Raw genomic sequence first — 22,912 nt, forward strand, 5'->3', positions numbered from 1 at the left:
CTCTAAAGGGTTGTTGAAGACTACAACGTTGATAGGTCAGGTGTGTAAGTGCTGCGAGGCATTGAGCTAACTGATACTAATTGCCCGTGAGGCTTAACCATACAACACCCAAGGGGTTTTTCTTCTCCAAAGAGAAGAGACGGACTCTGCAAACGCTTGAATGCGTGTTGAGAACAACTAGTTAGATTTTCCCAGATTGCTATTTATTGCCATAAGGCGGTAAATAAAACAGAATTTGCTTGGCGACCATAGCGTTATGGACCCACCTGATCCCTTGCCGAACTCAGTAGTGAAACGTAATAGCGCCGATGGTAGTGTGGGGTCTCCCCATGTGAGAGTAGGACATCGCCAGGCTTCAAATTTATATTATTGTTTTTTAACGGTAATAGACACGAATTTACTTAGCGACCATAGCACAACGGTACCACCTGATCCCTTACCGAACTCAGAAGTGAAACGTTGTAGCGCCGATGGTAGTGTGGGGTCTCCCCATGTGAGAGTAGGTCATTGCTAAGTTTCAAATTGCTTAAATGCTGAATAGACACTGCGGAGTGGTAGTTCAGTTGGTTAGAATACCGGCCTGTCACGCCGGGGGTCGCGGGTTCGAGTCCCGTCCACTCCGCCATTATTGAAGAAACCTGAATTTAACGATTCAGGTTTTTTTTCGTCTGTAGAAAATGGTAATTATAGCGTGGGCTATCATCCGTCATCTCGGAAGGGAGGCACGAGCTATCCGTGATCTGCTCATCACGTGTTTGAGTATTAAAGAAACCAATAAAAAAGCAGTTAAAACAATAACTCTACAACGTGCTGATAAAATTGATTCCCTATCTCGTTCGTAACCTCACTGTAGGGAATGACGGCAGAGGATTAAGCCATAAGTTAGTTTCGATTAAGAAGCTTAGCAGCCTGCCACGGTTATTATGTGATAGAAAAAGGGCGCGCTGATGCTTTGGTTGTCATATTAGATATGGCAAGTCCCGTCCACTTCACATTATTGAAGAAACCTGAATCAAAAGATTCAGGTTTTTTCGTCTGTAGAAAACTATTTCAATTCCTCATAGAGACCGGTGTGAAAAATTTCGCGTTGTTGTTGGTCACTAATATCACGGCGATGAGCGCGGTAGCGTGAGACAACATAAGTAATAATTACAGAGAATAGGGCGTAGGCGACAAGAAATGTTAGCGGAGAATGAATAATGTCGGCTGAGAAGACCCAAATCACACCTGTAATAGTAATGGCAAGTTTAGCTAATGCTGCTACAACTAAAAAACTCATAGCATACTGTGGTCGACGGATAGCTTGATAAGCAATTAAATAGCCGCAACTTACCGCGACAATCGCCAGTGTAAAGCCAACTGAGAATGAGTGAAAATGTTCGCTAAATAATATTGCGAGCGCAATCATAATGATAGCAATGATACCCTTCTTCATAACAACTCCTTACTTACGTAGAACGTGTTGCTTCGATTAAATAAGCATGGACTTAAATTAGGAGTTTGTATGTGAAGTAATGCGTTTTTCAGTTTATTGATAGGTAAAAAATCAGAGTTTGTGAGCAAGTATTGATTATTATTACTGGTATTAATCAAAGCGGTATAATAAAGAAAAGGGTAGTCAAGCGACTACCCGATGGCAAAGATCAGAGTAACTGATCTGCACAATGTAACAGCTATAAGGCGTGTTACTAGGACTTAGCAATGAAAATAATTAACTACTTATACAGCAAGAAATTGTTTAAATTGTAATAAAACGGCTTCTGCTTGAGTTTGATCTTCCATTTCTACAAACAGGCGCAGTAATGGCTCTGTGCCGGAGAAGCGTGCAATCGCCCAGCCACCATTTTTAAAGTAAACTTTAGCGCCATCAGCGTAGCTAACTTTTTCGATTTCGTAAGCAAATTCTGGTAATGATTTTTCGATATAAATTTTATTATATAGACGATCACGTTCAGCGGCTTTAAAGGTACAGTCACCTTCTGCGGTATAGGCATAACCAAAGCGGGTATAGATTTCATCTAATAGTTCCGAGAGTTTCTTACCGGTTGAACTGATCATTTCAACTAATAAACTCGATGCAAAGATGCCATCTTTACCTTTAATATGACCACGAATGGTTAGGCCACCAGAACTTTCACCACCGAGTAATGAATCATCTGCTTCCATTTGCGAGCTGATGTGTTTAAAGCCGACGGGAACTTCAAATGATTTTTCACCATAAGCAGCTGCGACTTTATCAAGTAGGTGGGTGGTAGCAATATTACGCACCACAGAACCTTTCCAGCCTTTGTATTCAAGTAGGTAGTAATACAGTAGTAATAGCACTTCATTAGGATGAATAAAGTTACCTTTTTCATCAATGATACCTAAACGATCGGCATCGCCATCAGTACCAATACCAATGTCATAACCTTCTTGAGCGACTAAGTGTTTAAGACGGTAAAGTGTTGCCGCACTAGGTGATGGCATTAAACCGCCAAAGCCTGGGTTTTCACCATCATTGATGACATCAACATCACAGCGACCGGTGATCAACACCGTTTGTAATGCATTTTTTGCAACGCCAAACATTGGATCGATCAGTACGCGCAAGTTGGCTTTTTTAATGGCTTCTAAATCAAGTAAATCAATAACAGAATCAACGAATTCGTTCATCGGATTGATGATTTCAATTAATTTATCACGTTGTGCCTGTTCAAAGTCAACCAGCTTAATATCAGCCTCAGTTAATACTGAAATTTGTTGTTCTATCTTTTGCGTAATGATCTCATCAGCATCACGGCCGCCTTCGATAAAGACTTTAATGCCGTTGTAATCTGCTGGATTATGCGATGCGGTAATACATGCCGAGTAGATTGCACCAGTTTGTTTAGCTTTGAACATTACAATCGGTGTTGGTACAAAGCGATTGATAAAACTACATTTAATGTTATTTCCAGCTAATACTTCAGCAAACCATGTTGCGGCTTTATCTGATAAAAAGCGGCGGTCATAACCGATAATAAATCCTTTATCAGTCACTGATTCGGTGATCATAATATTGGCAATAGCTTGTGCGACTAAACGTACATTAGCTTGAGTAAACTCTTCGCCAATAAAAGCACGCCAACCACCGGTTCCAAATTGAATCATGGAGGAACTCCTATTTCTCTCGCAAAATAAAATGGGGAGTAAAGCTACTCCCCGAAAGTGGTTAGCCCATTACTACAGTAACAGTATTCACAGAGCCTTCAGCTTGAGGTGCAATTGCGCCATCGACTGGCTGACCGTTAAGCACGATAGATTTAATGCCTTTGCTAACATGATCTGGGTTAGTGACGTTAATGTTGTACGTTGCACCACGCCATTCACGCGTTACTTCAAACCCTGGCCATTCAGTTGGAATACATGGATTAATTGTTAAGCCATCAAAACCAGTTTGAACACCTAGAATAAAGTTAGTTACCGCAAAGTAAGCCCAACCTGAAGTACCGGTTAACCATGGGTGGTTGGCTCGACCATGATCTTGGTGATCACGACCCATGATAAATTGCACGTACGAGTAAGGTTCAGCCATACGTGTTTCAATCATGTCGTTTTGGTTGTATGGGTTAAGTGCATCGTAGAACTTCATTGCACGATCACCACGGCCTAGTTTGGCTTCTGCTACCCATGCCCATGGGTTTGGATGCGAGAAGATTGCCCCATTCTCTTTAACACCTTGGTAGACACGGGTTACAAAACCAATGTCATCGTTAGGGGTTGAGAATGACGGTGCATTAAGATGTAAGCCATAGTCTGAGTAAAGGTTTTCATCAACAGCATCCATTGCTTGCTCACCACGATCTTGTGATGCCATGCCAGACAGAACAGCAAGGGTATTTGATTCTAAATGAATACGGCCTTCAGTTTGTTGCGCAGTACCAATCTTGTCGCCGTTTTTGGTTAAACCACGAATGTACCAGCCACCTTCGTCATCCCATAAATGGGTTTCACAGGCTTCACGCACATTGGCTGCCATTTCAGTGTATTTTTCAACATCAGCTGCTTTACCTTGGTATTTAGCCAGTTGAATAAATTCTTGTAGTGCCCAAAAGTGCAGGAACGATACCATTGCTGATTCACCGCCGCCTAAGTTTAGGCAGTCATTCCAATCGGCACGTAGACCTTTACAGATACCGGTTTGACCAACATATTCGGCAGAGAAATCAAGCGCTGCTTTCATGTGATCATAAACAGTTGCATCGCCGCCGTCAGCGTATGGGATCACTTCGTCAAGGAAGCTTTCTTCGCCAGTTTCTGTGACGTACTTACAGATAGTAGGGACTAACCATAGGTGGTCATCTGAACAAGTATCATCAATGCCATGGATCTTATCAGCATCACTTGGTGTTGGTACTACTGTTGGTGATTTTGATGGCTCAACATCAGCCATGTCTGGATCGAACCAATCAGGATCAAACAGGTGTAAACCATAACCGGCTTTCACTTGACCACGAAGTAAATCGACTAAACGCTTACGTGTCATTACTGGGTTAGAGTGTGGCACAGAGATAGCGTCTTGTGCGGTATCACGGTAACCAAGACCGGTACGACCACCGACTTCGATGAATGAAGCAAAGCGTGACCATACAACACAAGTTTCCGCTTGGTATAGTGTCCAAGCGTTGATCATTGTATCAAGGCCTTCATTTGGCGATGTTACTTTAAACTTGTTACAGCGGCTTTCCCAGTGATGTTTAATTTCCGCAAATGCAGTATCAACGGCAGCGCTGTCTTGGTATTTTTGACGTAGACGTTGGCCTTCGTTTTTACCAATACCTAGAATGTAGTTAAAACGAACTTCTTCACCGGGTTGTAGCGTGAATTGCTTGTGTAGCGAACCACAATGGTTGTAACAGGTTTGGACGTGGTTAGAACAACGGCCTTTTTCAACTGCAATTGGGTTGGACTCATCACGGTACGCACCGATGAAAGTATCACGTTGACCATCATAGCTATCAGGTTCGAAACTTGATGCTAAGTAGTAGTAACCTTCTTTATCATTAGTGTTGTAATACAGGTCGTATTCAATTACGCCATCATTGTAAGATGTGCCTGCTGAGTAAAGGCTCATCTGATGATTTTGGTTGTCAGATTGAATGTGGCTGAATGAGAATTCAACAAATGAGAACGCACTGATAGTACGCACTTCATCGGTGGTGTTTTTTAGAACCACATCCCAGATTTCAGCATCTTCACCAATGGGTACGAATAAGGTTTTCTGAGCTGAAATACCGTTGTATTCACAAGCAAATTTTGAGTATGACAAGCCATGGCGTACTTCATATTTAGCTTCATCAAGACTTTTTGCTACTGGCTGCCATGAGATTGACCAGTAATCACCTGTCGCATCATCGCGTAGGTAAACATAATGCCCTGGACGATCAAATGTCGCATTTGGACGGAATTTAGTAACGCGATTGTATTCTGGTGACTTATAGAAAGAGTAACCACCGGCATTTTGTGAAATCACTGTACAGAACTTTTCAGTACCAAGGTAATTGGTCCATGGTGCTGGGACATCAGGTCGAGTGATAACATACTCTTTATTGCCGTTGTCAAAATAACCGTATTTCATTATTTCTAATCCTTAAAATATTTACTGTTCTGTGTACGTGGTTATTCACAGTGGCGGTAATTAATACCCGCCTTATCTAGATAGTTAAGTTGACCTTTTAAGCGTGCTTTAAAGTCATCCCAGTTGCGATGTTGTGGTTTACTCCAGCAGATCTCCGATACCGCCAGTAAGCGCGGATAAATCATATATTCAAATCTGCTTTGGTTATTAATTAATTCTGACCAAAGTGCAGTTTGAATGCCTAAAATGTGCTGCCGCGCAGAATTTTGCTCCGGTAGCATGCTAAGTGGATGATAATTGTAAACATTATCCAGTGTTAATTTACCTGCCCAATCGACGCCAGCCTCGTCAGCAGAGTAACCTTGCGCGAGATCGAGGTAGGTGGCTTGTGCTGGTTGCATTACCACATCAAAGCCATTTTTTACGCATTCAAGGCCGGCTTCTTCACTGAGCCATGAATATATTACGGTGTCTTTACTGACTTTATTTCCATGGGTTGCTTCTTCCCAGCCCATCATTCGTTTGCCTTTCGCTTGTAATACTTGTTCGGCAAAACGTAATAGGTGACCTTGTAATTCCATCGGGTCGTGGTAGTTGTTATCAGCCATTAATTGTTGGCACGCAGCACTGTCGGTCCATACGCCTTTAGGCACTTCATCGGCACCAATATGCACAAAAGGTGCAGGAAATAGTTCACATACTTCTTCAAGTACGGTTTTAATGAAGGTGTAAGTTCCCGCTAATGCTGGTGATAAAATATTGTCAGGGTAGTTCTGAATACTGCGATAGATCGAATGATCCGCTGGATCTTGTAACAGTTCAGGCAGTGATAAAATTGCCGCACGACTATGACCCGGAATATCAATTTCAGGAATGATGCTAATGCCACGATCACTGGCGTAGGCAATGACCTCGCGAATATCTTGCTTGGTATAAAATCCGCCATAGCGTTGATCAATATGACTAAATTGTGGAGCGATAATTTCATTTGGGCCGCGCCACGCACCAATCTCAGTTAATTGAGGGTAGGCGTCAATTTCAATTCGCCAGCCTTCATCATCAGTTAGATGCCAATGGAAAGTATTGAATTTATAACGTGCTAAATGATCAAGTAGGTGCTTAATTCGATCGACGGGGTGAAAGTGACGCCCGCAATCAAGCATCATGCCGCGGTAGTTATAATGTGGCTGATCGATTACTTCCACCATTGGTAAGCAATAAGCACCCGCAGCGGTATGACTTGGAGTATTGGGTAGCAACTGCAATAACGTTGATGTTGCATGTACGAAACCAGTCGCTGAACTGGCTTGAATCCAAATGTTATCGGTTTCGATCAGTAATTGATAACCATGTTCGACAATGTCATTGCTAACGCGATAATGAATATTCCCTTGCGGATGAATAGGCATAGTTTCGTTAAAATGTTTTTTAAATTCAGCGCTTAACCAATTAATCGCACCTTGTGCTAAGAGCGGTGGGGTTTCAATTGCGGTCGCTTGGTTAAAAATGAACTCACCTTGAAGGCGGGTTAAATGGTTTGGTTGCGGAATTAACGCAATGTCACAGCCAACACTTGGGAGTGGGGTACAGTAACGCTCGATCGGATCTTGATCTAAATTAATAGTGGTCGTGTGTACTTTTAATGGTTGAATCGAATCTTGGTCGCTATCCAATGCAATAAATGCTTCATTAATACCATCATCATGCAGATTGAACGGCATTGTCTTCATGGTAAATTCAGTATAAAAATGCCCATTAGCCATTAATGGTGGTAATTGTGATAAATGGCTATAACTGCCAATTTGACTAATGGCGCCAACAGAAACACTGGCAGGATCAATGCAACGGCTAATGAAGAAATACAGTGACCATCCATGCAGGGTTTGATCGGTTAAGTTATGCAAACTTAGCGCATAGCGGCAATAACCATCTACTTTTTCTATTACTGTAAAATCAAGACGATAAGTCATTTATATTTCCTTAGCGTACAAATAAGTTGTGGTTGCCACGTGCCATTACAATCGCACCATCCATCGCATCACCTTGTGGTATCGCTATACGTTGTTGCATTGGTGGTGTTAGCCATGCTTGAATGCGTTCACCAATACCCCCCATCAGGCAAATACTGCTTGCGCCACGTAAAATCAATGCTTGCATCCACATTTCAATATCAGCGGCAGTCTGTTGTAACAGCGATACTGCTAATGAGTCATTTTGGGTTGCAAAGGTAAAAATAGCCGGAGAGAATTGACCATAATCACAAGGACGAGCGGTTTTTGACCAGCTAACAATGGCATCGATATCATTATCAAAATGAGTTAATACATGTTGGGCTAATTCTGTCGATGGCACGATGCCATCAACACTGAGTAGTACTTGTTGAATCAGGCGTAGTCCCATAATGGCACCACTGCCTTGATCTGATATCGGAAATTCACGTCCACCGACTACATGTTGCTGACCATCAAGCAGTAAAATGCCGCAAGAGCCGGTGCCTGAAATTAAAATTGCACCATCTTTACCACCCCAAGCACCTAAACAAGCTCCGTAGGCATCAGTATTGAGTGTTATTGCGCCATATGGATGAGGTTGTTGCATGAAGGCATGCCATGCTTGTTGTTGTTCAGCGCCTGCAAGTGCAAGCCCGACGGCCATGTTTGGGTAATCAGCCGTCGTTAATTGGGCCTGTTGAGCGGCAAGGGCAATCGCTTGTTGAATTGATGCCATCGCAATTTCACCACCCAGTAAAATATTGGCGCTGCCGGTTTTAGCTTCACCTAAAATATTACCGAATAAGTCACAAATACGGGCGCGACACGAGGTGCCGCCACCATCAACGCCGACGAGGTAAGCAAATGGAAAATCAACCATGATGACGTTCCTTAAATTGCAGTGTGGTCGCTAATAAGTACCAACCACCGTGTGGGATCCATTGTTCGCCCCAACGCCAGTTTTGGAGCATGTCATCTTTTTGTCCTGCAGGATTAAAGGCAATGTCTTGCTCATTATCAAAACCGGAGGTAATACCATTACAAACACCACCTTTAGCATTACTAAAACCAAGCTGGGGAAGGTAATCGGGATTATTGTGGCCATGGCCATCTAGCATACACATATCAAATGGATTTAAACCTAAGATCCAATTCATAAGTTGCTGACCATATTGCATAAGTCGCTGTTGTAATGCGGTGTCGGTTAGGTGATCTTGCGCCATAAATGCCATGCTAGCGAGAGAAGCAATTCGAGCGTTTTCACCTTGCCACCAATAGCCTGACTCGTTGTTATGTGCCACAAAAAAAGCGGTTTGTTTGTGGCCATCGATGGCTTTGGTATATTGGCGTGGATAACCAAACGGATTATTAACTTCAGCCGTCAGTGTTAATTCGAAATTAAGTGCATTAATGAGTGTTGGTTGCAGTTGTTGTTGCTGTTTCGATTCTGGCTCTGCTGCTAAATATTGCATCAGCGCAATTGCTGGTAAACCAGCTTCTGCTGCATGGTAATAAGGACGACTACCATCAGTGGTGGCTGACCAGTAATGGTCAATATTTTCATCGGACATTTGACGCTCGGCTAAGCGTTGCGCCCAATCTCGCATTTCAGTTAAATAACGATCTTGATGAGTCGCGCGGTATAGCTCTACCGCGGCTAATAAGGCGCAGTATTCATCAATAATATTTTCAGCGTTATCGTTGAGGTAAGCGATATTATGTTGTTTTAAATGCCAATAACCACGTTCAGCTGCTTGCAGGTATAGTTCGCTTTGCGGAGCGTCACAATGAGGAATGCGTGAGCAAGAGGGCAAGGTTGTTATGCGAGCTGCGGCTGCTAAAGCGGCAATTGCTACCCCACCACCTTGACGGAAACCAGCTTGATAATCATCAGTTTTGATGCCGTCTTGGGTTGCATAAGCGCAGATATCACGTTGTGCTGGCGACTTGCTCCATTTATCAAATACGGTCATGTAAAAGAAACTGTCATCACTTTGCATACGTACTAAAAAGTCAGCGCCAAATAACGCTTCTTCTAACAATCGCACGCGGGTGAAATCAGCTATATCAGCTTGATCTTCGGCAATTTCATATGCTTTTAGCATGTTCCAAACAATCATCGGTGTTTGCTGAGGATTGAGATAATTAGCATAAGAAAGATGGCTTAAATATTTGCTGACGTCGCCCGAGGCATCGTACCAACCACCGCGAACATCAACGCGAAGATCACTATTGAGTAATAAAGCTTGGTTGTCAGCTTGGTCATAAATACCACTGCAACGTTGTGATTTGAAATAGTGCAATACATCACTGAAGGTACGGCGCATTAATAAACCTTCAGCAATGCTGAAAACAGTTGATTCAATGTTGGCGTAACGAATGCGATAGTCGCCAGCATCTTGGCAAGCCGAAAAGTCGACTTGGTAAATATTGCCCGTATGCCATTGTGCGGTGGTACCACACGCAACTAATGGTAGCTGCATAATAGTTTGGTTAGTTTGATTGCACACTAGTTCAGCATGGCCTGAGAGCGTTTGGGATGTTGTTTGTAGTAAAGCCTGCTTTGTATTAAAGCGCTCATAACCAAGGTGATTAATTAACAGCTGCATAGGGCCTCCAATGTCGCTAATAAGTGATGGCTCCTTATCGGAACCATCACGAAATTGCTTGAGCGACAAATAACATGGATATAAAAGTAAAAGTGTTATTAGTGCTTATTGTGTAACTTAAGCTTTGTCGCTTAGTTTTCGTATAAGTAACAACGTACAAAGTGATTATCAGATAACTGTGTTACTGCTGGTAATTTCTCGCGACATTTGTCTGTTGCTTGCATACAACGACCAGCAAACGGGCAACCAAAACTGTCAGGTGTCCATAATGGAATTTCGCCTTTATTGCCTTTTAGTTTGGTATGGATCGATTTACTTGGATCCGGTACCGCTGATACTAAGAGTTGGGTGTAAGGGTGTTGTGGGTTATGAATGATCTCTTCAGTATCGCCCCACTCAACCATATGGCCGACATACATAACCGCGAGATCTTCCGCAATATAACGTGCAGTTGCGATGTCGTGAGTGATGTAAAGTAGCGCCATTTCGCGCTCAAACTTCATCTCTTCCATCAAGTTCAATACACCAGCGCGAATCGATACATCCAGCATTGACGTTGGTTCATCAGCCAATACGACTTCGGCACCTACCGCAATGTTACGTGCTAAGTTGACACGCTGGCGTTGACCACCAGAAAGCTGATGAGGGAATTTTTCAGCTGTCGCTTTAGGTGGAATTAAACCTACTTGCTCTAATAAGCTGTAAACGGTTTCTTCAAGTTCTTTTTTATTGCCAGCTGATACTTTATTGTGGATCAGTAATGGGCGCGCAATATGGTGAAAAATAGTATGAGTAGGGTTTAATGATCCAAACGGATCTTGCCATACCATTTGTACCCCGCGACGGTACTCCATTAGGTCATCACGGCTAGTGATTGTTTGAATATCACGACCATAATAGTCAATTTGACCGCCACTTGGAGCATACATCTTCGCGATCATTTTAGCGGTCGTTGATTTACCTGATCCTGATTCGCCAACCACAGCTAAGCCGCGGCTTTTGTACATTTTGAAAGACACATCGTTAATCGCACGCATCTTTGATTTTTTAAGTGAATTACTATTTACCGAGAAATCTTTAATTAGATTTTTACCTTCGATAATCGGTGTTCCGACAGGCTTGCTCATAGTGTCTCCTAAATACTGCCTATAGAATGCGGTGTGTTGCTACTAGTTACCCGTATTGGTAAATAGGTGGCAGTTTGATAAACGTCCTGGTTCAATTTGGCTTAACTGAGTTGGAGTGCTAAAGCAGGCTGGATGGGTTTTTCCACAGCGAGCTTGAAAGCGGCAACCTTGTGGTATTTCAAGTAAATTCAATGGATTACCTGGAATGCCGGTTAAGCGTGTTTTAGGGCCTGTTAGCGGTGGGAATGAACTTCCCAAGCCTTCGGTGTATGGGTGGTACGGTGTTTCAAGAATTTGTTTTGATGGTGCAACTTCAATTAACTCACCTGAGTACATGATGCCGATACGATCAGAGAACTCGACCATCAGAGATAAATCATGAGTGATAAATAAAATTGAGAAGCCAAACTCTTCTTTTAATGCATAAATCTTTTGTAGAATTTCGCGTTGTACGACTACGTCCAATGCGGTCGTTGGCTCATCCATGATGATCATCTTGGGATTAAGTGCCAGCGCAATCGCAATAACTAGACGTTGACGCATACCGCCAGAGAACTGGTGCGGGTAGTCACGTAAGCGGCTTGGGTGAATATCAACAATTTCTAATAATCCTTCAGCACGACGAATAGCCTGCTTACGGTTCATGGTGGTGTGACGCATGATCACATCACAAAATTGCTCTTCCATGGTTAATACCGGGTTCAAAGCGTTCATCGCACTTTGGAATACCATTGACATCTCACTCCAACGGAAAGCTGACATTGCCATATCCGTTTTCTTTAAGATGTCACCGTGGCCTTCAAAGATCACTTCACCACCGGTAATGAATGCTGGTGGCTTATGTAAGCGCATGAGTGAGAAAGCAACGGTCGACTTACCGCAGCCAGATTCACCAGCAAGACCAAAAATTTCACCTTTACCAATGTCAAAGCTAACATTATTAACGGCACGGACATCGCCAGCATCAGTAATGTAATCAACACATAAATTACGAATTGAGATTTGTGGATCGGTCATTATTTAGTCCCGCCTTCTAGTGCTGGTTGAGGCATAGCTTCAACCGGATGTGCTTGTTTTGCATTTTCTTTTGCAAGATTTTTCCAACGACGCATGCCTTTATGAGAACGTAATTGTGGGTTAGCAATTTCATCCACAGCGAAGTTCAGCATCGCAAGGCCAATAGCGATAAATATCAGTGCGACACATGGGGCTAATAATTCCCACCAAGCACCGACTAGCATTGATGATGAAGTTTGTACGTTGTACAGCATTACTCCCCAGCTAATACCATTTGGATCCCCAAGACCTAAGAAAGACAGGGTGGCTTCTACTTGAATAGCGAGCATTACTGAACCGATGAAACTTGCGCCGACGATAGAGATAAGGTTTGGCAGAATCTCAATGAAAATAATACGACTTGATGATTCACCTAATACTTCAGCAGCTTTTACAAACTCTTTCTCTCTTATCGATAGGGTTTGCGCTCGTACTACACGCGCACCCCATGCCCAGGAGGTGACAGCGATAACCACCGCTATAGTCAGCGGCCCTGCTTGACCGATAAAGGCGGCAATAATGAACAAGATTGGGAGTTGAGGCATAACCAGCATGATGTTCATACCAGCGGTGAGTATTTCATCAATTTTTCCGCCAAAATAACCTGCTGAGATACCAATGATTGTTGCTAAGAAACACACCATCAAGCCAGCACCAAAGCCAACCGCTAGTGAAGTACGTGCGCCATAGACGAGTTGTGACCAAATATCACGCCCCATGCGAGAAGTACCTAATACGTGATCAGCATCTTTTGACATCAATAACGTACGCTTGTTAGTGGCCAAATTTTTAGCAATCCAGCCATCAGGATTGTCTTGTGCAGCTTTAACAATGAACGCTGGATATTCATGAGGATTTCCAGTTCTCTTATGTGGGTCATACTGGGTGATCAGTGGTGCAAATATCGCAGCTAACAGAAAAAGAGTAATAATACTTAAGCCGAACATCGCTTTAGGGTTGCCAGATAATAGTTTAAATAAGGCTTTCATAATTATTTGCCTCCTTTACGTAGACGAGGGTCTAACACAACGATTAGGATGTCGGCCATAAAGTTAAAGAACAACATAAACATAGTCATAATCAGTAACTGACCTTGTAGTACTTGGTAATCTCGTGAATGGATTGCATTTAACATCACCGTACCAAGACCTGGGTAGTTGAAAATCATTTCGATAATTAACTGACCACCGATAGCCATACCCATCGCCATTGATAATGCCGTTACACTTGGCAGCATTGCATTACGGGCTGCATAGTTGAATACCACACGATTTTCACTTAGGCCTTTTCCCTTTGCCATGGTGATGTAGTCTTCATTGAGTAGGTTAATCATGTTGTTACGCATGCCAATTAGAAAGCCGCCAATTTGAATGATCGTGGCACAGAAAAGAGGTAGAGCGGCGTGGTAGAGCACGTCTTTATAGAATGCCAAGCTACTCCAATCAGGAATAACACCAGCGGTATATGCATTACCTGTTGGGAACCATTTTAAGCCAATCGCAAAAGTAAACATCGCTAGCATCGCAATAACAACCGGTGGAACGGCTTGAATAACCAGCATTCCTGGAGAGATAAACGTGTCGTAGTTACTGCCACGTTTCCATGCTGCGAAAATACCAAACACCGAACCGAGACAGAATGAAAGAATTACTGCAGAGCCAGCTAAGAATAGTGACCAGCCAATAGCACCACTGAGTAAATCATTTACTGATAATGGGTAAAATTTAATTGAAGTACCGAGGTTCCATGTAAATACGTTGCCTAAATACGAAAAGTATTGCTCGTAGAGTGGACCATCAACAAAGCCTAGTAGCTTTTTCATAGCTTCAATACGCTCAGGAGTTACCTGCGCGGTTGCGTTTGCGAACATCATGGTAACTGGGTCACCTGGCATCGCACGCGGAAGAATAAAGTTTAGCGTTGCCGCGAAAATTAGCGCGATAAAATAAAACGATAAACGACGTAAAAAGAATCCCATAACTCACACCTTACACATCCAGCTTGCCTTCCTGAGCTGAATTCAGGACGTAAAACCCCCTGACGCAAGCGTCATACCTTTGATTGCAAAAAGGACAGAGGGAAGAGGCGGTGCACAAGGCGTGCACCGCAAATTTAAGCAGAAATTATGCTTTTGGTTTTAGATCCAGTACTTGAAGTAGACGCTCTTGAACGCCAGCCCATACCATTGGACGGCCTTTAGGGTTCTTCTCGTTCCACCAACCAGTGAAGCGACCTTCATTGTATTGGAAGTTGTTAGCACCAGAAATTACAGGAATCGTGATTTGATTCTCAGCAATGATTTTCTGAATACCATGAGCAATCTTGATTTGCTCACCCTTATCAGCGGTTTTGTAGAAGCTGTCTAGAAGCGTATCTAGCTGTGCATTTTTGAAGTAGTGCATAGCGAAACGTGGCATACCATCACCTTGCTGTAGACGTGAGTTGTACGCACTGTCCCAGTATAGGTGTGGATCGGCACCGTGGAAGTAGTTAGTAAATGCTACATCGTAAGTACCGTTTAACATTGATTCGTTGTAAACCGCAAAGTCAGGAGTACGTGCTTTCGCATTGATACCTGCTTCTTGAAGCTGCTCAACACCTAGCTGTACAGTGTTGTTAAAGTCAGTCCAACCATTTGGTGACTGAACTTCAAGCTCGATTTTCTCACCTTTTGGTGATTCAACAAATCCGTCGCCGTCTAGGTCTTTAAAGCCAGCTTTTGCAAGTAGCTCTTTAGCGCCTTTGATGTTGTAAGTGTTGTAAGCTTTGTATTTATTATGTACTGCTTCGTCAGACCATGATTTGAAGCTATCACCTAGACCTGATGCGTAATCGTTCGGAGTACCTGCACCGTAGAACGCGATGTCGATGATAGTTTGACGGTCAATTGCCATAGAGAACGCACGACGGAAATCAACATTATTGATTGCTTCGTTGTTACCCGCTTTTGGCGACTTATAGTTCAACATGAATGACATAGTACCAGCAGCAGGGTACCAGTATTTATGGTTCGGATTTGCTGCAGCGTAAGTACTGTCGATATCTGGAATGAACGATGACGTCCAATCTAACTCTGAGTTAATGATCTTAGTCAGTAGTTGGTCATTGTTTGCGATTTGAGGTACACGTAAACAGTCAACTTCTAAGTTAGCGTTATCCCAGTAGTTAGGGTTACGACATTGAACGTAAAGTTGAGGAGTAAATGTCTCGATCTCGGTAAATGGACCAGTACCTACTGGGTTCTCGTTGGTGAAAGTTGTTGGGTTCTCAACTTTGCTCCAAATATGCTTAGCAACGACTGATACTTTAGAAATTTCAAACGGAACGTTTGAGTTAGCAGCTGTTAGTTCAAAGATAACCTTGTTACCGTCTTGCTTAACTGCTTTAACCCACTTATTGATACCGTATTGGTCAAGTTCAGGTTTGTCTTTCAACAGGTTAAAAGAGTAAACAACATCTTCAGCTGTGAACGCTTTACCGTCAGACCATTTCACGCCATCACGAATTTCAAACGTAACATTCATTAGGTCATCAGACATGTAGTAATCTTTCGCCAAACGCATAACAGGCTCGTTACCGTGCATTTGGTTAAAGATAACCAATGGCTCATAAACGAACTCAGTGGTCGTACGAAGGTTGGTTTGTAAGAATGGGTTAAAGTTACGTACCATTGTAGGGTAAAAATCGGGTACGATTGTTAGCTGGCTTTTTTCTGATGCAGTAGCAACGGGTGCTGTAAAAGCGGTTGCTGCAGCAACAACTGCAAGTGCTAACTTAGTTTTGTTAATATTGGCAAGCATAGCTGTTCCTTACTCTTAGCTCTGTTTCACTAATGGAAATAAAAATTAGCTCCGTCATTGGAGCGCCTCAAACCTACTTCATTGGAACTGAGTAACGCTGAACCATTGAATGGCCTTGTAGGTTCTCAGTGACATCAATATTGGCTGGATTGGCTTAATCGTCAACGCAGTCGCCCGTCAAAAACGTCAAAAAGGTTATTGTTGCCGTCAAAAACGTTAATTTTACTGTTTTACGTGATTGAGTGTTCAGTAAATAGCGTGGTTAACGTCACAAACGAATCTAGTTGTTACATTATTTTTGTTAGTACTTACTATCGGTTTTCTCATTGTTTTATAGGTGTTTTTTTTTGTTTTTTTATAGGTGTGATGTAACGCATGTGGTTTTTTGCGCTTATTTTCATACGGAAAATTTAATAAACGAGTTTGTTGTGATTCGGTTCTCATAAACTAAAAGTATTTATTTTTACGCACTTTAAATGATGTTTTTTGATGAAAGTGATTCAATTTTAACCACTAATCAGAGTGTGAACTTAATCATTTATACGGATTTAAAGGTGATTATTTCACGTGCTAAAAAAGTGATGGGTATCAGTTATAGTGCTAACTAGTATTGATAAATAATCATGGCCATTTATTACTTGTGTAGCGGTATATCAATAGCGACGGCAGGTTGCTTTAAGCGGTGACGGTTAAATCTGAGGCTATAAAAAAGGCCCACAACGGGCCTTTACAATCAATTAAATGACTTATTATTGGCTAATAATACGATGTAATTTATCACGCATAACGACCAGCTCTTGGCGAGCGCCATTTGATTGTGGGCATCGCTCTAATACATAATCGATGGTGTTTATAACGGTACGCCAACGTGGTGTTTTCGGTAGTGTCTCAAGTTGCAGGTACTTATCGAGGGTACGAGTTTGAAGCGTGCTACGGTCTAAATATACTCGCCATAACCCACTTTCTTCTGCCAATTCAAATTTGTTTTTACGTGCTTCTGTTTCCCAAAATATCAGGGTCGCTTTCATGGCATCGACCAGTAATTGGCGAATTATTTCCGTTTTATTGTGTTCACCATCGCCTAATTTATCGGCTAAACGAGTGAACTCGCCGCCAAGTTCGCGTAATTGTTGAAGGTTATTTTTGTCGCCATTAAAAGCAAACTCAGATAAGACATCAATGGCATTTTCGAGCAGATTAATTCGATGATCTGCTGATGGTCCTTGGCTATCAAACACAAACATTTGCTTAAGACCAGATTCAATCGGTAAATTGATGACATCAGTCGTTAATTGTTGCAGCTGATCACCGATATAATAATTTAAACACCCAGTAAAATGGTGATTATCATTAATTGTTATGGGAAGTGGTGTCGCTAAAATATCATCAATGGTATAGCGTTCTAGCAACTCAGGCGTACGTTTGAATAGTTTGCCTGCAGCATTATTTGCATAACGGATTCGACCTTCATGTTGGACGCAAATAATCGCTTCGCTGGTTGAGTCTAGTAATCCTAGTAGACGGCTTTGGGTTTCAATCAGTCCAATTTCAACCTGCTCACGGCGGTGAATCTCCTGCTCTAATGCATGGTTTTTCTGTCGTTCAATTTCTGTTTTTCCCGCTTGAAGATAAGCACGAATACGAGCAATCAACTCTTCTTTATTAAATGGTTTAGTTAAGTAGTCATTGGCGCCGCACTCAAAGCCTTTTAAGCGATCTTGTACCTGTCCTAGGGCTGATAACATAATGATTGGCAACGCTAACATTGAATGATCTTTACGTAGCGTCGTACATACTTCATAGCCGCTCATTTCTGGCATCATAATATCCAGCAACACCAGATCTGGTTGTTGTTCCGCGATTAATGCTAATGCTTGAGGGCCACTTTCAGCGGTTTGAACACGGTAACCCGCAAGGCGTAAGAAATTGGTTAATATTTGTAAATTTACTGGCTCGTCATCGACAACCAAGAGTAACTCACCATCTGGGTTTTCAGGTAAATCAGAACCATCACAACTAGCGGCATTCAATAATGGCGCTTTAAAGTGATTATTATTTGGATTGGCTGCCATCGCCGCAATTTGATTGGCGTTAGCTAAGTTGAGGGTGAAACTAAAGGTTGTACCAACCATTTGTTGGCTACTGACATACAAGCGGCCGCCCATTAATTCGATTAGTTGGCGACTGATTGAAAGTCCTAGCCCTGCGCCCTGACGGTAATTAGCAGAGCCAGTGTTAGCTTGGATTAACGGTTCAAAAATATGTTCAAGTTGGTCACTTGGGATTCCTTGCCCAGTATCAACGACTTGAATTCGTAATTGATGCTCTAATACTGTAGCGGATAAAATAATTTTACCCTCTGAAGTATATTTAATTGCGTTACCAACGAGATTATATAGCACTTGTTCTAACCGTTGTTCGTCAGCATCGACTAGCGGCAGATCTGCTGGAATTTGGTTGATGATACGAATAGGTTTATTGCCAAGTAAATGGCTAGATAATTCCAGTACCAATCGAATAGCTACTGACATATCAACAGCTTGATGATTGATATCAAGATCGCCGTAACGCATCTTATGGTAATCAAGCAGATCATCCACCAGGGTGGTTAAGCGTTGGCCACTGTTGATGATCATTTCTAATTGGCGTCGTTGCGGCTCATGTAATGCGCCGTTAGCACCCGCTAATAAGGATTCAGCTATCCCCACCATACCGTGTAATGGGGTGCGTAACTCATGCGAGGTAGTCGCCAGAAACTCATCTTTCATTTTATCTGCGGTTTGCAGTTCATTGTTTTGTTGGCGAATAATAGTAAGGCTATGTTCTAACTCTTTATTTTGCTGGCGAATAAGGCCAATTTTTTCACGAATAGAGCGTTGCATACGGGCAAAACTGATCGCTAAACGACCAATTTCATCAGGGCGTTCGGTACCATCAATTTTTTGATCTAAATCTCCGCCAGAGGCTTTTTCAGCCGCCCAAGTTAAACGCAATAATGGGGCGGTGATTGAGTTAGATAACCAGTGTGATGTAATGATCACTAAAATAATTGCGGTTACCATTGCAGCTGCAAAAATTTTCTCTAACTCAAAGATACGTGCAAATGCTTCTTTTTCTGGAAACTCAACCACTAACGCCCAGTGATGTCCTAGAATATTGAGGGGTGAAAAAGCACCTAATACGGGGATATTATCGTAATTTATAAAGCTACCAATCCCTGATTGGCCTGCTAATGCCTGATCAATGCTTTGGCTTTGGAGTTGAGGCGGTAATTGTGCATTATCATCAAAACGGAGTTGATGATCGCTACCGACTAATAATGTTTGAATGTGTTTAGTATTGTCTTTAATGAGCTCTGCAACTTTTTTATTACTCAGCTCCATAAACACATAGCTGTGTAAGTAACCTTGTTGAATAATCGGCGCAGCAAACCAAGCCGTAGTATCAGTATTATGGCTGTTAGCGCTAAAGTCAGTAAACACTACTGGTACTTGCTCTGGACTATTTTGACTGTGCTCAGTTTTAGTTTTGATAGCTTTAAATGTTTGCTGTAATGCCGAGTATGAGGTGTTTTTAGCTAATAAGTTTACCCCGAAAAGGTCATGATTCTTAACGGAATAAACTACATCTCCTGAAATATCAACCAACATGATGTCTTTAAAATCAGAGCGTTTAAGGTATTCGTTATAAACCGCATTATAGCGTTTAAACATTAACCGATAACGCTCATGACCAATATAACCGCTATTAACGGTTTGATTGCCTTTGGTGGTTAAAGTTAAATTAAAATAATTAGCACGGCCTTGTGCATTTAATTGTGAATCAATATTACCGAGTTGGTGGAAGGCGCCGACTAAGCCATAAAAGCGACCACCGCTATTATTGGATAATTCTGAGCGGGCAAAACTCTTAACTTCCGACTCTTTGGCGGCAAAAAAACTTTGGAGTTGTTTTTGTTTATTATCACGCAAAGAGGCTAGGTGGCTAATACTTTGCTCGGCTAAATCTTTAGTATGTGAATTAAGAAAATAGAGTGCCGACAATATCAATGGGGTGATACTGAGAACTAAAAATGCCAGCATAAGTGTGTGCTGAAGACGTTTGAAGCGTTTAGTATTCTGCATTCCGGTGCCTGAATAAAATGTTGGTATTTACGGTTTTAACGGTAACCCGAGCCACGTTAAAATGACCATTAAGATTTTAACGATTGTCCTTTATCGTCTTTACTTAATGTAATGAATTGTAGCGTTTATACTATATTTTTATTATGAATCAAGTCACTAGGAATGGATTCGTGTCAAAAGACACAAAATTAACAAATTTAACGTCATAAAAAAGGACAGTATTGACTGCCCTTTATAAAATTCAAAGATTGCTTACAGCCCGCAACAGGTCATTTTTTTGCGTTATAAATATTAAATTTATTGGTGTGAGTACTGATATCACATTGACCAAGGCTTGCTTCAATTAATGGTGGATATTGGAGAAAACTGTTAGCCACGATCACTAATTCCCCACCATTATGTAAATAACTTGGTGCTTGATTAATAAATGTTTCAGTAGCGGTATAGAATGTTTTTAAACCAGCATGGAATGGTGGGTTACTGATTAAATATTGGTAAGGGCCATTGATGTTTTTATACACATCGGTTGCGATAAAATTTGCGGTTAATTGATTAACTTTAAAGGTTTCTTTTGCTGATTCAATTGCTAGCGCACTGATATCACATAGGTCTAGTTCGATCTGCGGATATTTGGCTTTCATTACCGCACCAATAACACCTGCACCACAACCAAAGTCGAGAACTCGGCCGTTTAGGGCGGGTAAATTATTCAGTAGTAGTTCTGAGCCTTTATCAAATTCACCATGGCTAAATACGCCAGGTAGTGAACGAACAGTAAGGCTGACTCCTGCAATATTAATCGGGTAGCTACGGAACCAGGTATTAATATTAAAACCAGCGGCAGGCGTATCGCAACGTCCCCAGTAAAAACTGCAACGACGGGCTGAGTCATATTTGGTTAATGGGCCATATTGAGCAAACATTTTTTCTGCGCTTCTGACACCACTACGATTTTCGCCAACAATACAAATCTCTACTCCAGCAGCAAACTTACTTAGTAGCATCGATAATAAATAGTCAGCTTCAGCTTTTGCTTTTGGCCAGTACAGCAGAATCATATCAATATCTAGTTCAGCATTAAGTTCTGCGCCAAAATGACAGTCAATTGCTTGATGGTGCTCAATATCAGCTAAGTAGCCGTAATTAGTTGTGAATACTGTTACCGACTGCGCCGTTGATAATAATTCTGAGGCAAAGGTATCGTTTAGTTCACCGGCAATAAGGACTTTACGGTTTTCAAAAAACGCAGATTGACGAGCAACCACTTGGCTCGCGGCGGAATAAGACATTTAACTGGCCTCAAAATAGACATCAGGGTTCAGGAGCGCGGATTGTTCCATAAATAGTGGCAGATGGAAAGTCACTGCCAGTAGAACAGTTATAATCATAGTCCGCCGTCATTATTGTTATTAATAATAACGGCGAGCTAGTGAGTAGTTACTATGGGTTAGTTATTATCTTGTTGCTCAAGGAATGATTGAAATTCAACTTCATACATTTTAAAAATAACTAAAGTCACGCCAAAAATAATTGGGCCATAGATCATACCAATTAAGCCAAATAATTGAATACCACCAATGATTGAAAAGAAGATCAATAAGGTATTCATACTAGAGCTACCTTGCATTAGTAATGGGCGCACAATGTTATCGATAGAACCGACAATAATGACTCCCCAACAGGCAAGGAATAGTGCCCACTGCCAATCACCAATTAGCAGTAAATATAACGATGCTGGAAGCCAAATTAAGGCGGTACCAACGACGGGGATTAATGATGCAAAAGCCATCATTGAGCCCCAGAATATACCAGGGAAACCACATAGCCACATCGCAAAACCACCGGCAAAACCTTGGGCAAGGGCGGTTAGAAATGAACCTAAGACCGCTGATTTAGCGACTTGCTCTACTTCATTAATGATTGCATCTTCTTGACTACGTGACAGTGGAATAACATGGCGTACTGCGGTGATCATTTTGTCGTTATCGCGTAATAAGAAAAATAATACAAATAACATCATCATGAAATTAACCAGTAAATTAGTCGCGTCGCCTAATATTCTTGCACTGATATTCAGAGCTTGTGAGCCAACTTGTGACGCTGTAGTTGCAAGCTTTTGAATGATCACTTGAGGATCAAAATCATGAAATGGCGAGTACTTATCTATCAGGGTTAATGCTCTTTGAGCATAAGGATGTGCAAATAATTCTTTCGGGCCGCCAGTTGTTAACCAAGTATAACTTTCTTTAGATACCGTGGTTCCTTGGTGCACGATCGATGAAAATACCACTAAAATAGGAATAACGATGATCACGGTCAGAATAAAGCATGACAGTACTGCCGCGGTATTTTCACGCGCAGGCATCTTGGCTAATAAGCGTTTATGTAATGGGGAAAACAATAGGGAAATGATAAACGCTAATACAATCGGACCAAGATAAGGTTCGATTAATTTATAACTGGCATAGGCGGCGACAATGAGTGCCGCAATGAGCATCCAGTGACGAGGTTCTACCTTAAAGGGTTTAGGCACGATGTTTATCCTTTTAAAATCGACCGATAACAGTCATTCCCACTGTAATTGATAAAGATTATCATTATAATCA

General features: G+C 41.9%; 14 protein-coding genes, 1 tRNA gene and 3 rRNA genes. 4 read left to right on the plus strand and 14 right to left on the minus strand.

All coding sequences use genetic code 11. The features are described 5' to 3' along the window. The 4 genes from C0W29_RS11755 to C0W29_RS11770 all read left to right on the plus strand — a co-directional run. Positions 1–101 (plus strand): 23S ribosomal RNA (locus C0W29_RS11755); the annotation flags it as partial. 137 nt (positions 102–238) lie between these two features. Then, positions 239–354, plus strand: a 5S ribosomal RNA gene (gene rrf, locus C0W29_RS11760). Between the two features lie 46 nt (positions 355–400). Next, positions 401–516: ribosomal RNA gene (rrf, locus tag C0W29_RS11765) — 5S ribosomal RNA — on the plus strand. 32 nt (positions 517–548) lie between these two features. Next, positions 549–625: transfer RNA gene (locus C0W29_RS11770), tRNA-Asp, on the plus strand. Between the two features lie 420 nt (positions 626–1,045). Here the strand turns inward: C0W29_RS11770 and C0W29_RS11775 are convergent. The 14 genes from C0W29_RS11775 to C0W29_RS11840 form a co-directional block, all read right to left on the minus strand. Beyond that, complete coding sequence (locus C0W29_RS11775) at positions 1,046–1,435, minus strand: hypothetical protein (protein ID WP_045042223.1); 390 nt, start codon at positions 1,433–1,435, stop codon at positions 1,046–1,048. 284 nt (positions 1,436–1,719) lie between these two features. Further along, complete coding sequence (locus C0W29_RS11780) at positions 1,720–3,132, minus strand: phosphoglucomutase/phosphomannomutase family protein (protein ID WP_045045096.1); 1,413 nt, start codon at positions 3,130–3,132, stop codon at positions 1,720–1,722. A 61-nt stretch (positions 3,133–3,193) separates the two neighbouring features. Continuing rightward, on the minus strand, positions 3,194–5,599 hold the full coding sequence (locus tag C0W29_RS11785) for a GH36-type glycosyl hydrolase domain-containing protein (protein WP_045042225.1): 2,406 nt from the start codon (positions 5,597–5,599) through the stop codon (positions 3,194–3,196). A gap of 41 nt (positions 5,600–5,640) precedes the next feature. Further along, the gene (locus tag C0W29_RS11790) at positions 5,641–7,569 is read right to left on the minus strand and encodes a beta-N-acetylhexosaminidase (protein ID WP_045045097.1); all 1,929 of its coding nucleotides are present in this window, start codon (positions 7,567–7,569) and stop codon (positions 5,641–5,643) included. A gap of 10 nt (positions 7,570–7,579) precedes the next feature. Then, complete coding sequence (locus C0W29_RS11795) at positions 7,580–8,470, minus strand: glucosamine kinase nucleotide-binding domain-containing protein (RefSeq protein WP_045045098.1); 891 nt, start codon at positions 8,468–8,470, stop codon at positions 7,580–7,582. Further along, a complete protein-coding gene (locus C0W29_RS11800; RefSeq protein WP_045045099.1) occupies positions 8,463–10,199 on the minus strand; it encodes a glycoside hydrolase family 9 protein in 1,737 nt (578 codons plus the stop codon). Before C0W29_RS11800 ends, C0W29_RS11795 begins: the two co-directional genes overlap by 8 nt. 131 nt (positions 10,200–10,330) lie before the next feature. Then, a complete protein-coding gene (locus tag C0W29_RS11805) occupies positions 10,331–11,326 on the minus strand; it encodes an ABC transporter ATP-binding protein (RefSeq protein WP_045042229.1) in 996 nt (331 codons plus the stop codon). A gap of 42 nt (positions 11,327–11,368) precedes the next feature. Then, on the minus strand, positions 11,369–12,343 hold the full coding sequence (locus C0W29_RS11810; RefSeq protein WP_036796073.1) for an ABC transporter ATP-binding protein: 975 nt from the start codon (positions 12,341–12,343) through the stop codon (positions 11,369–11,371). After that, positions 12,343–13,371, minus strand: coding sequence for an ABC transporter permease (locus tag C0W29_RS11815; protein WP_045042230.1), 1,029 nt, complete (start codon positions 13,369–13,371; stop codon positions 12,343–12,345). The genes C0W29_RS11810 and C0W29_RS11815 overlap by 1 nt, the downstream gene beginning before the upstream one ends. Positions 13,372–13,373: 2 nt before the next feature. Then, a complete protein-coding gene (locus tag C0W29_RS11820; RefSeq protein WP_045042231.1) occupies positions 13,374–14,360 on the minus strand; it encodes an ABC transporter permease in 987 nt (328 codons plus the stop codon). A 145-nt stretch (positions 14,361–14,505) separates the two neighbouring features. After that, the gene (locus tag C0W29_RS11825) at positions 14,506–16,182 is read right to left on the minus strand and encodes an ABC transporter substrate-binding protein (RefSeq protein WP_036796067.1); all 1,677 of its coding nucleotides are present in this window, start codon (positions 16,180–16,182) and stop codon (positions 14,506–14,508) included. A gap of 749 nt (positions 16,183–16,931) precedes the next feature. Continuing rightward, positions 16,932–20,306: a response regulator gene (locus C0W29_RS11830; protein ID WP_045045100.1), complete on the minus strand. Its 3,375-nt coding sequence runs from the start codon at positions 20,304–20,306 to the stop codon at positions 16,932–16,934. A gap of 269 nt (positions 20,307–20,575) precedes the next feature. After that, positions 20,576–21,595 carry a 16S rRNA (guanine(1207)-N(2))-methyltransferase RsmC gene (rsmC, locus tag C0W29_RS11835; protein WP_045045101.1) on the minus strand — a complete coding sequence of 340 codons (1,020 nt, stop codon included), beginning with the start codon at positions 21,593–21,595 and terminating at the stop codon, positions 20,576–20,578. Positions 21,596–21,753: 158 nt separating this feature from the next. Further along, complete coding sequence (locus C0W29_RS11840) at positions 21,754–22,839, minus strand: AI-2E family transporter (protein WP_080895396.1); 1,086 nt, start codon at positions 22,837–22,839, stop codon at positions 21,754–21,756. Between the last annotated feature and the right edge of the window lie 73 nt (positions 22,840–22,912).

Origin of the sequence: Photobacterium kishitanii (assembly GCF_003026355.1) — a bacterium.
Taxonomy (GTDB): domain Bacteria; phylum Pseudomonadota; class Gammaproteobacteria; order Enterobacterales; family Vibrionaceae; genus Photobacterium; species Photobacterium kishitanii.

Bases quoted from the DNA above. Each gene is read 5' to 3' on its own strand.
- C0W29_RS11820 (WP_045042231.1), bottom strand. From the start codon at position 14,360: ATGGGATTCTTTTTACGTCGTTTATCGTTTTATTTTATCGCGCTAATT.
- C0W29_RS11805 (WP_045042229.1), bottom strand. From the start codon at position 11,326: ATGAGCAAGCCTGTCGGAACACCGATTATCGAAGGTAAAAATCTAATT.
- C0W29_RS11780 (WP_045045096.1), bottom strand. From the start codon at position 3,132: ATGATTCAATTTGGAACCGGTGGTTGGCGTGCTTTTATTGGCGAAGAG.
- C0W29_RS11800 (WP_045045099.1), bottom strand. From the start codon at position 10,199: ATGCAGCTGTTAATTAATCACCTTGGTTATGAGCGCTTTAATACAAAG.
- C0W29_RS11810 (WP_036796073.1), bottom strand. From the start codon at position 12,343: ATGACCGATCCACAAATCTCAATTCGTAATTTATGTGTTGATTACATT.
- C0W29_RS11785 (WP_045042225.1), bottom strand. From the start codon at position 5,599: ATGAAATACGGTTATTTTGACAACGGCAATAAAGAGTATGTTATCACT.
- C0W29_RS11775 (WP_045042223.1), bottom strand. From the start codon at position 1,435: ATGAAGAAGGGTATCATTGCTATCATTATGATTGCGCTCGCAATATTA.
- C0W29_RS11830 (WP_045045100.1), bottom strand. From the start codon at position 20,306: ATGCAGAATACTAAACGCTTCAAACGTCTTCAGCACACACTTATGCTG.
- C0W29_RS11825 (WP_036796067.1), bottom strand. From the start codon at position 16,182: ATGCTTGCCAATATTAACAAAACTAAGTTAGCACTTGCAGTTGTTGCT.
- rsmC (WP_045045101.1), bottom strand. From the start codon at position 21,595: ATGTCTTATTCCGCCGCGAGCCAAGTGGTTGCTCGTCAATCTGCGTTT.
- C0W29_RS11795 (WP_045045098.1), bottom strand. From the start codon at position 8,470: ATGGTTGATTTTCCATTTGCTTACCTCGTCGGCGTTGATGGTGGCGGC.
- C0W29_RS11815 (WP_045042230.1), bottom strand. From the start codon at position 13,371: ATGAAAGCCTTATTTAAACTATTATCTGGCAACCCTAAAGCGATGTTC.
- C0W29_RS11790 (WP_045045097.1), bottom strand. From the start codon at position 7,569: ATGACTTATCGTCTTGATTTTACAGTAATAGAAAAAGTAGATGGTTAT.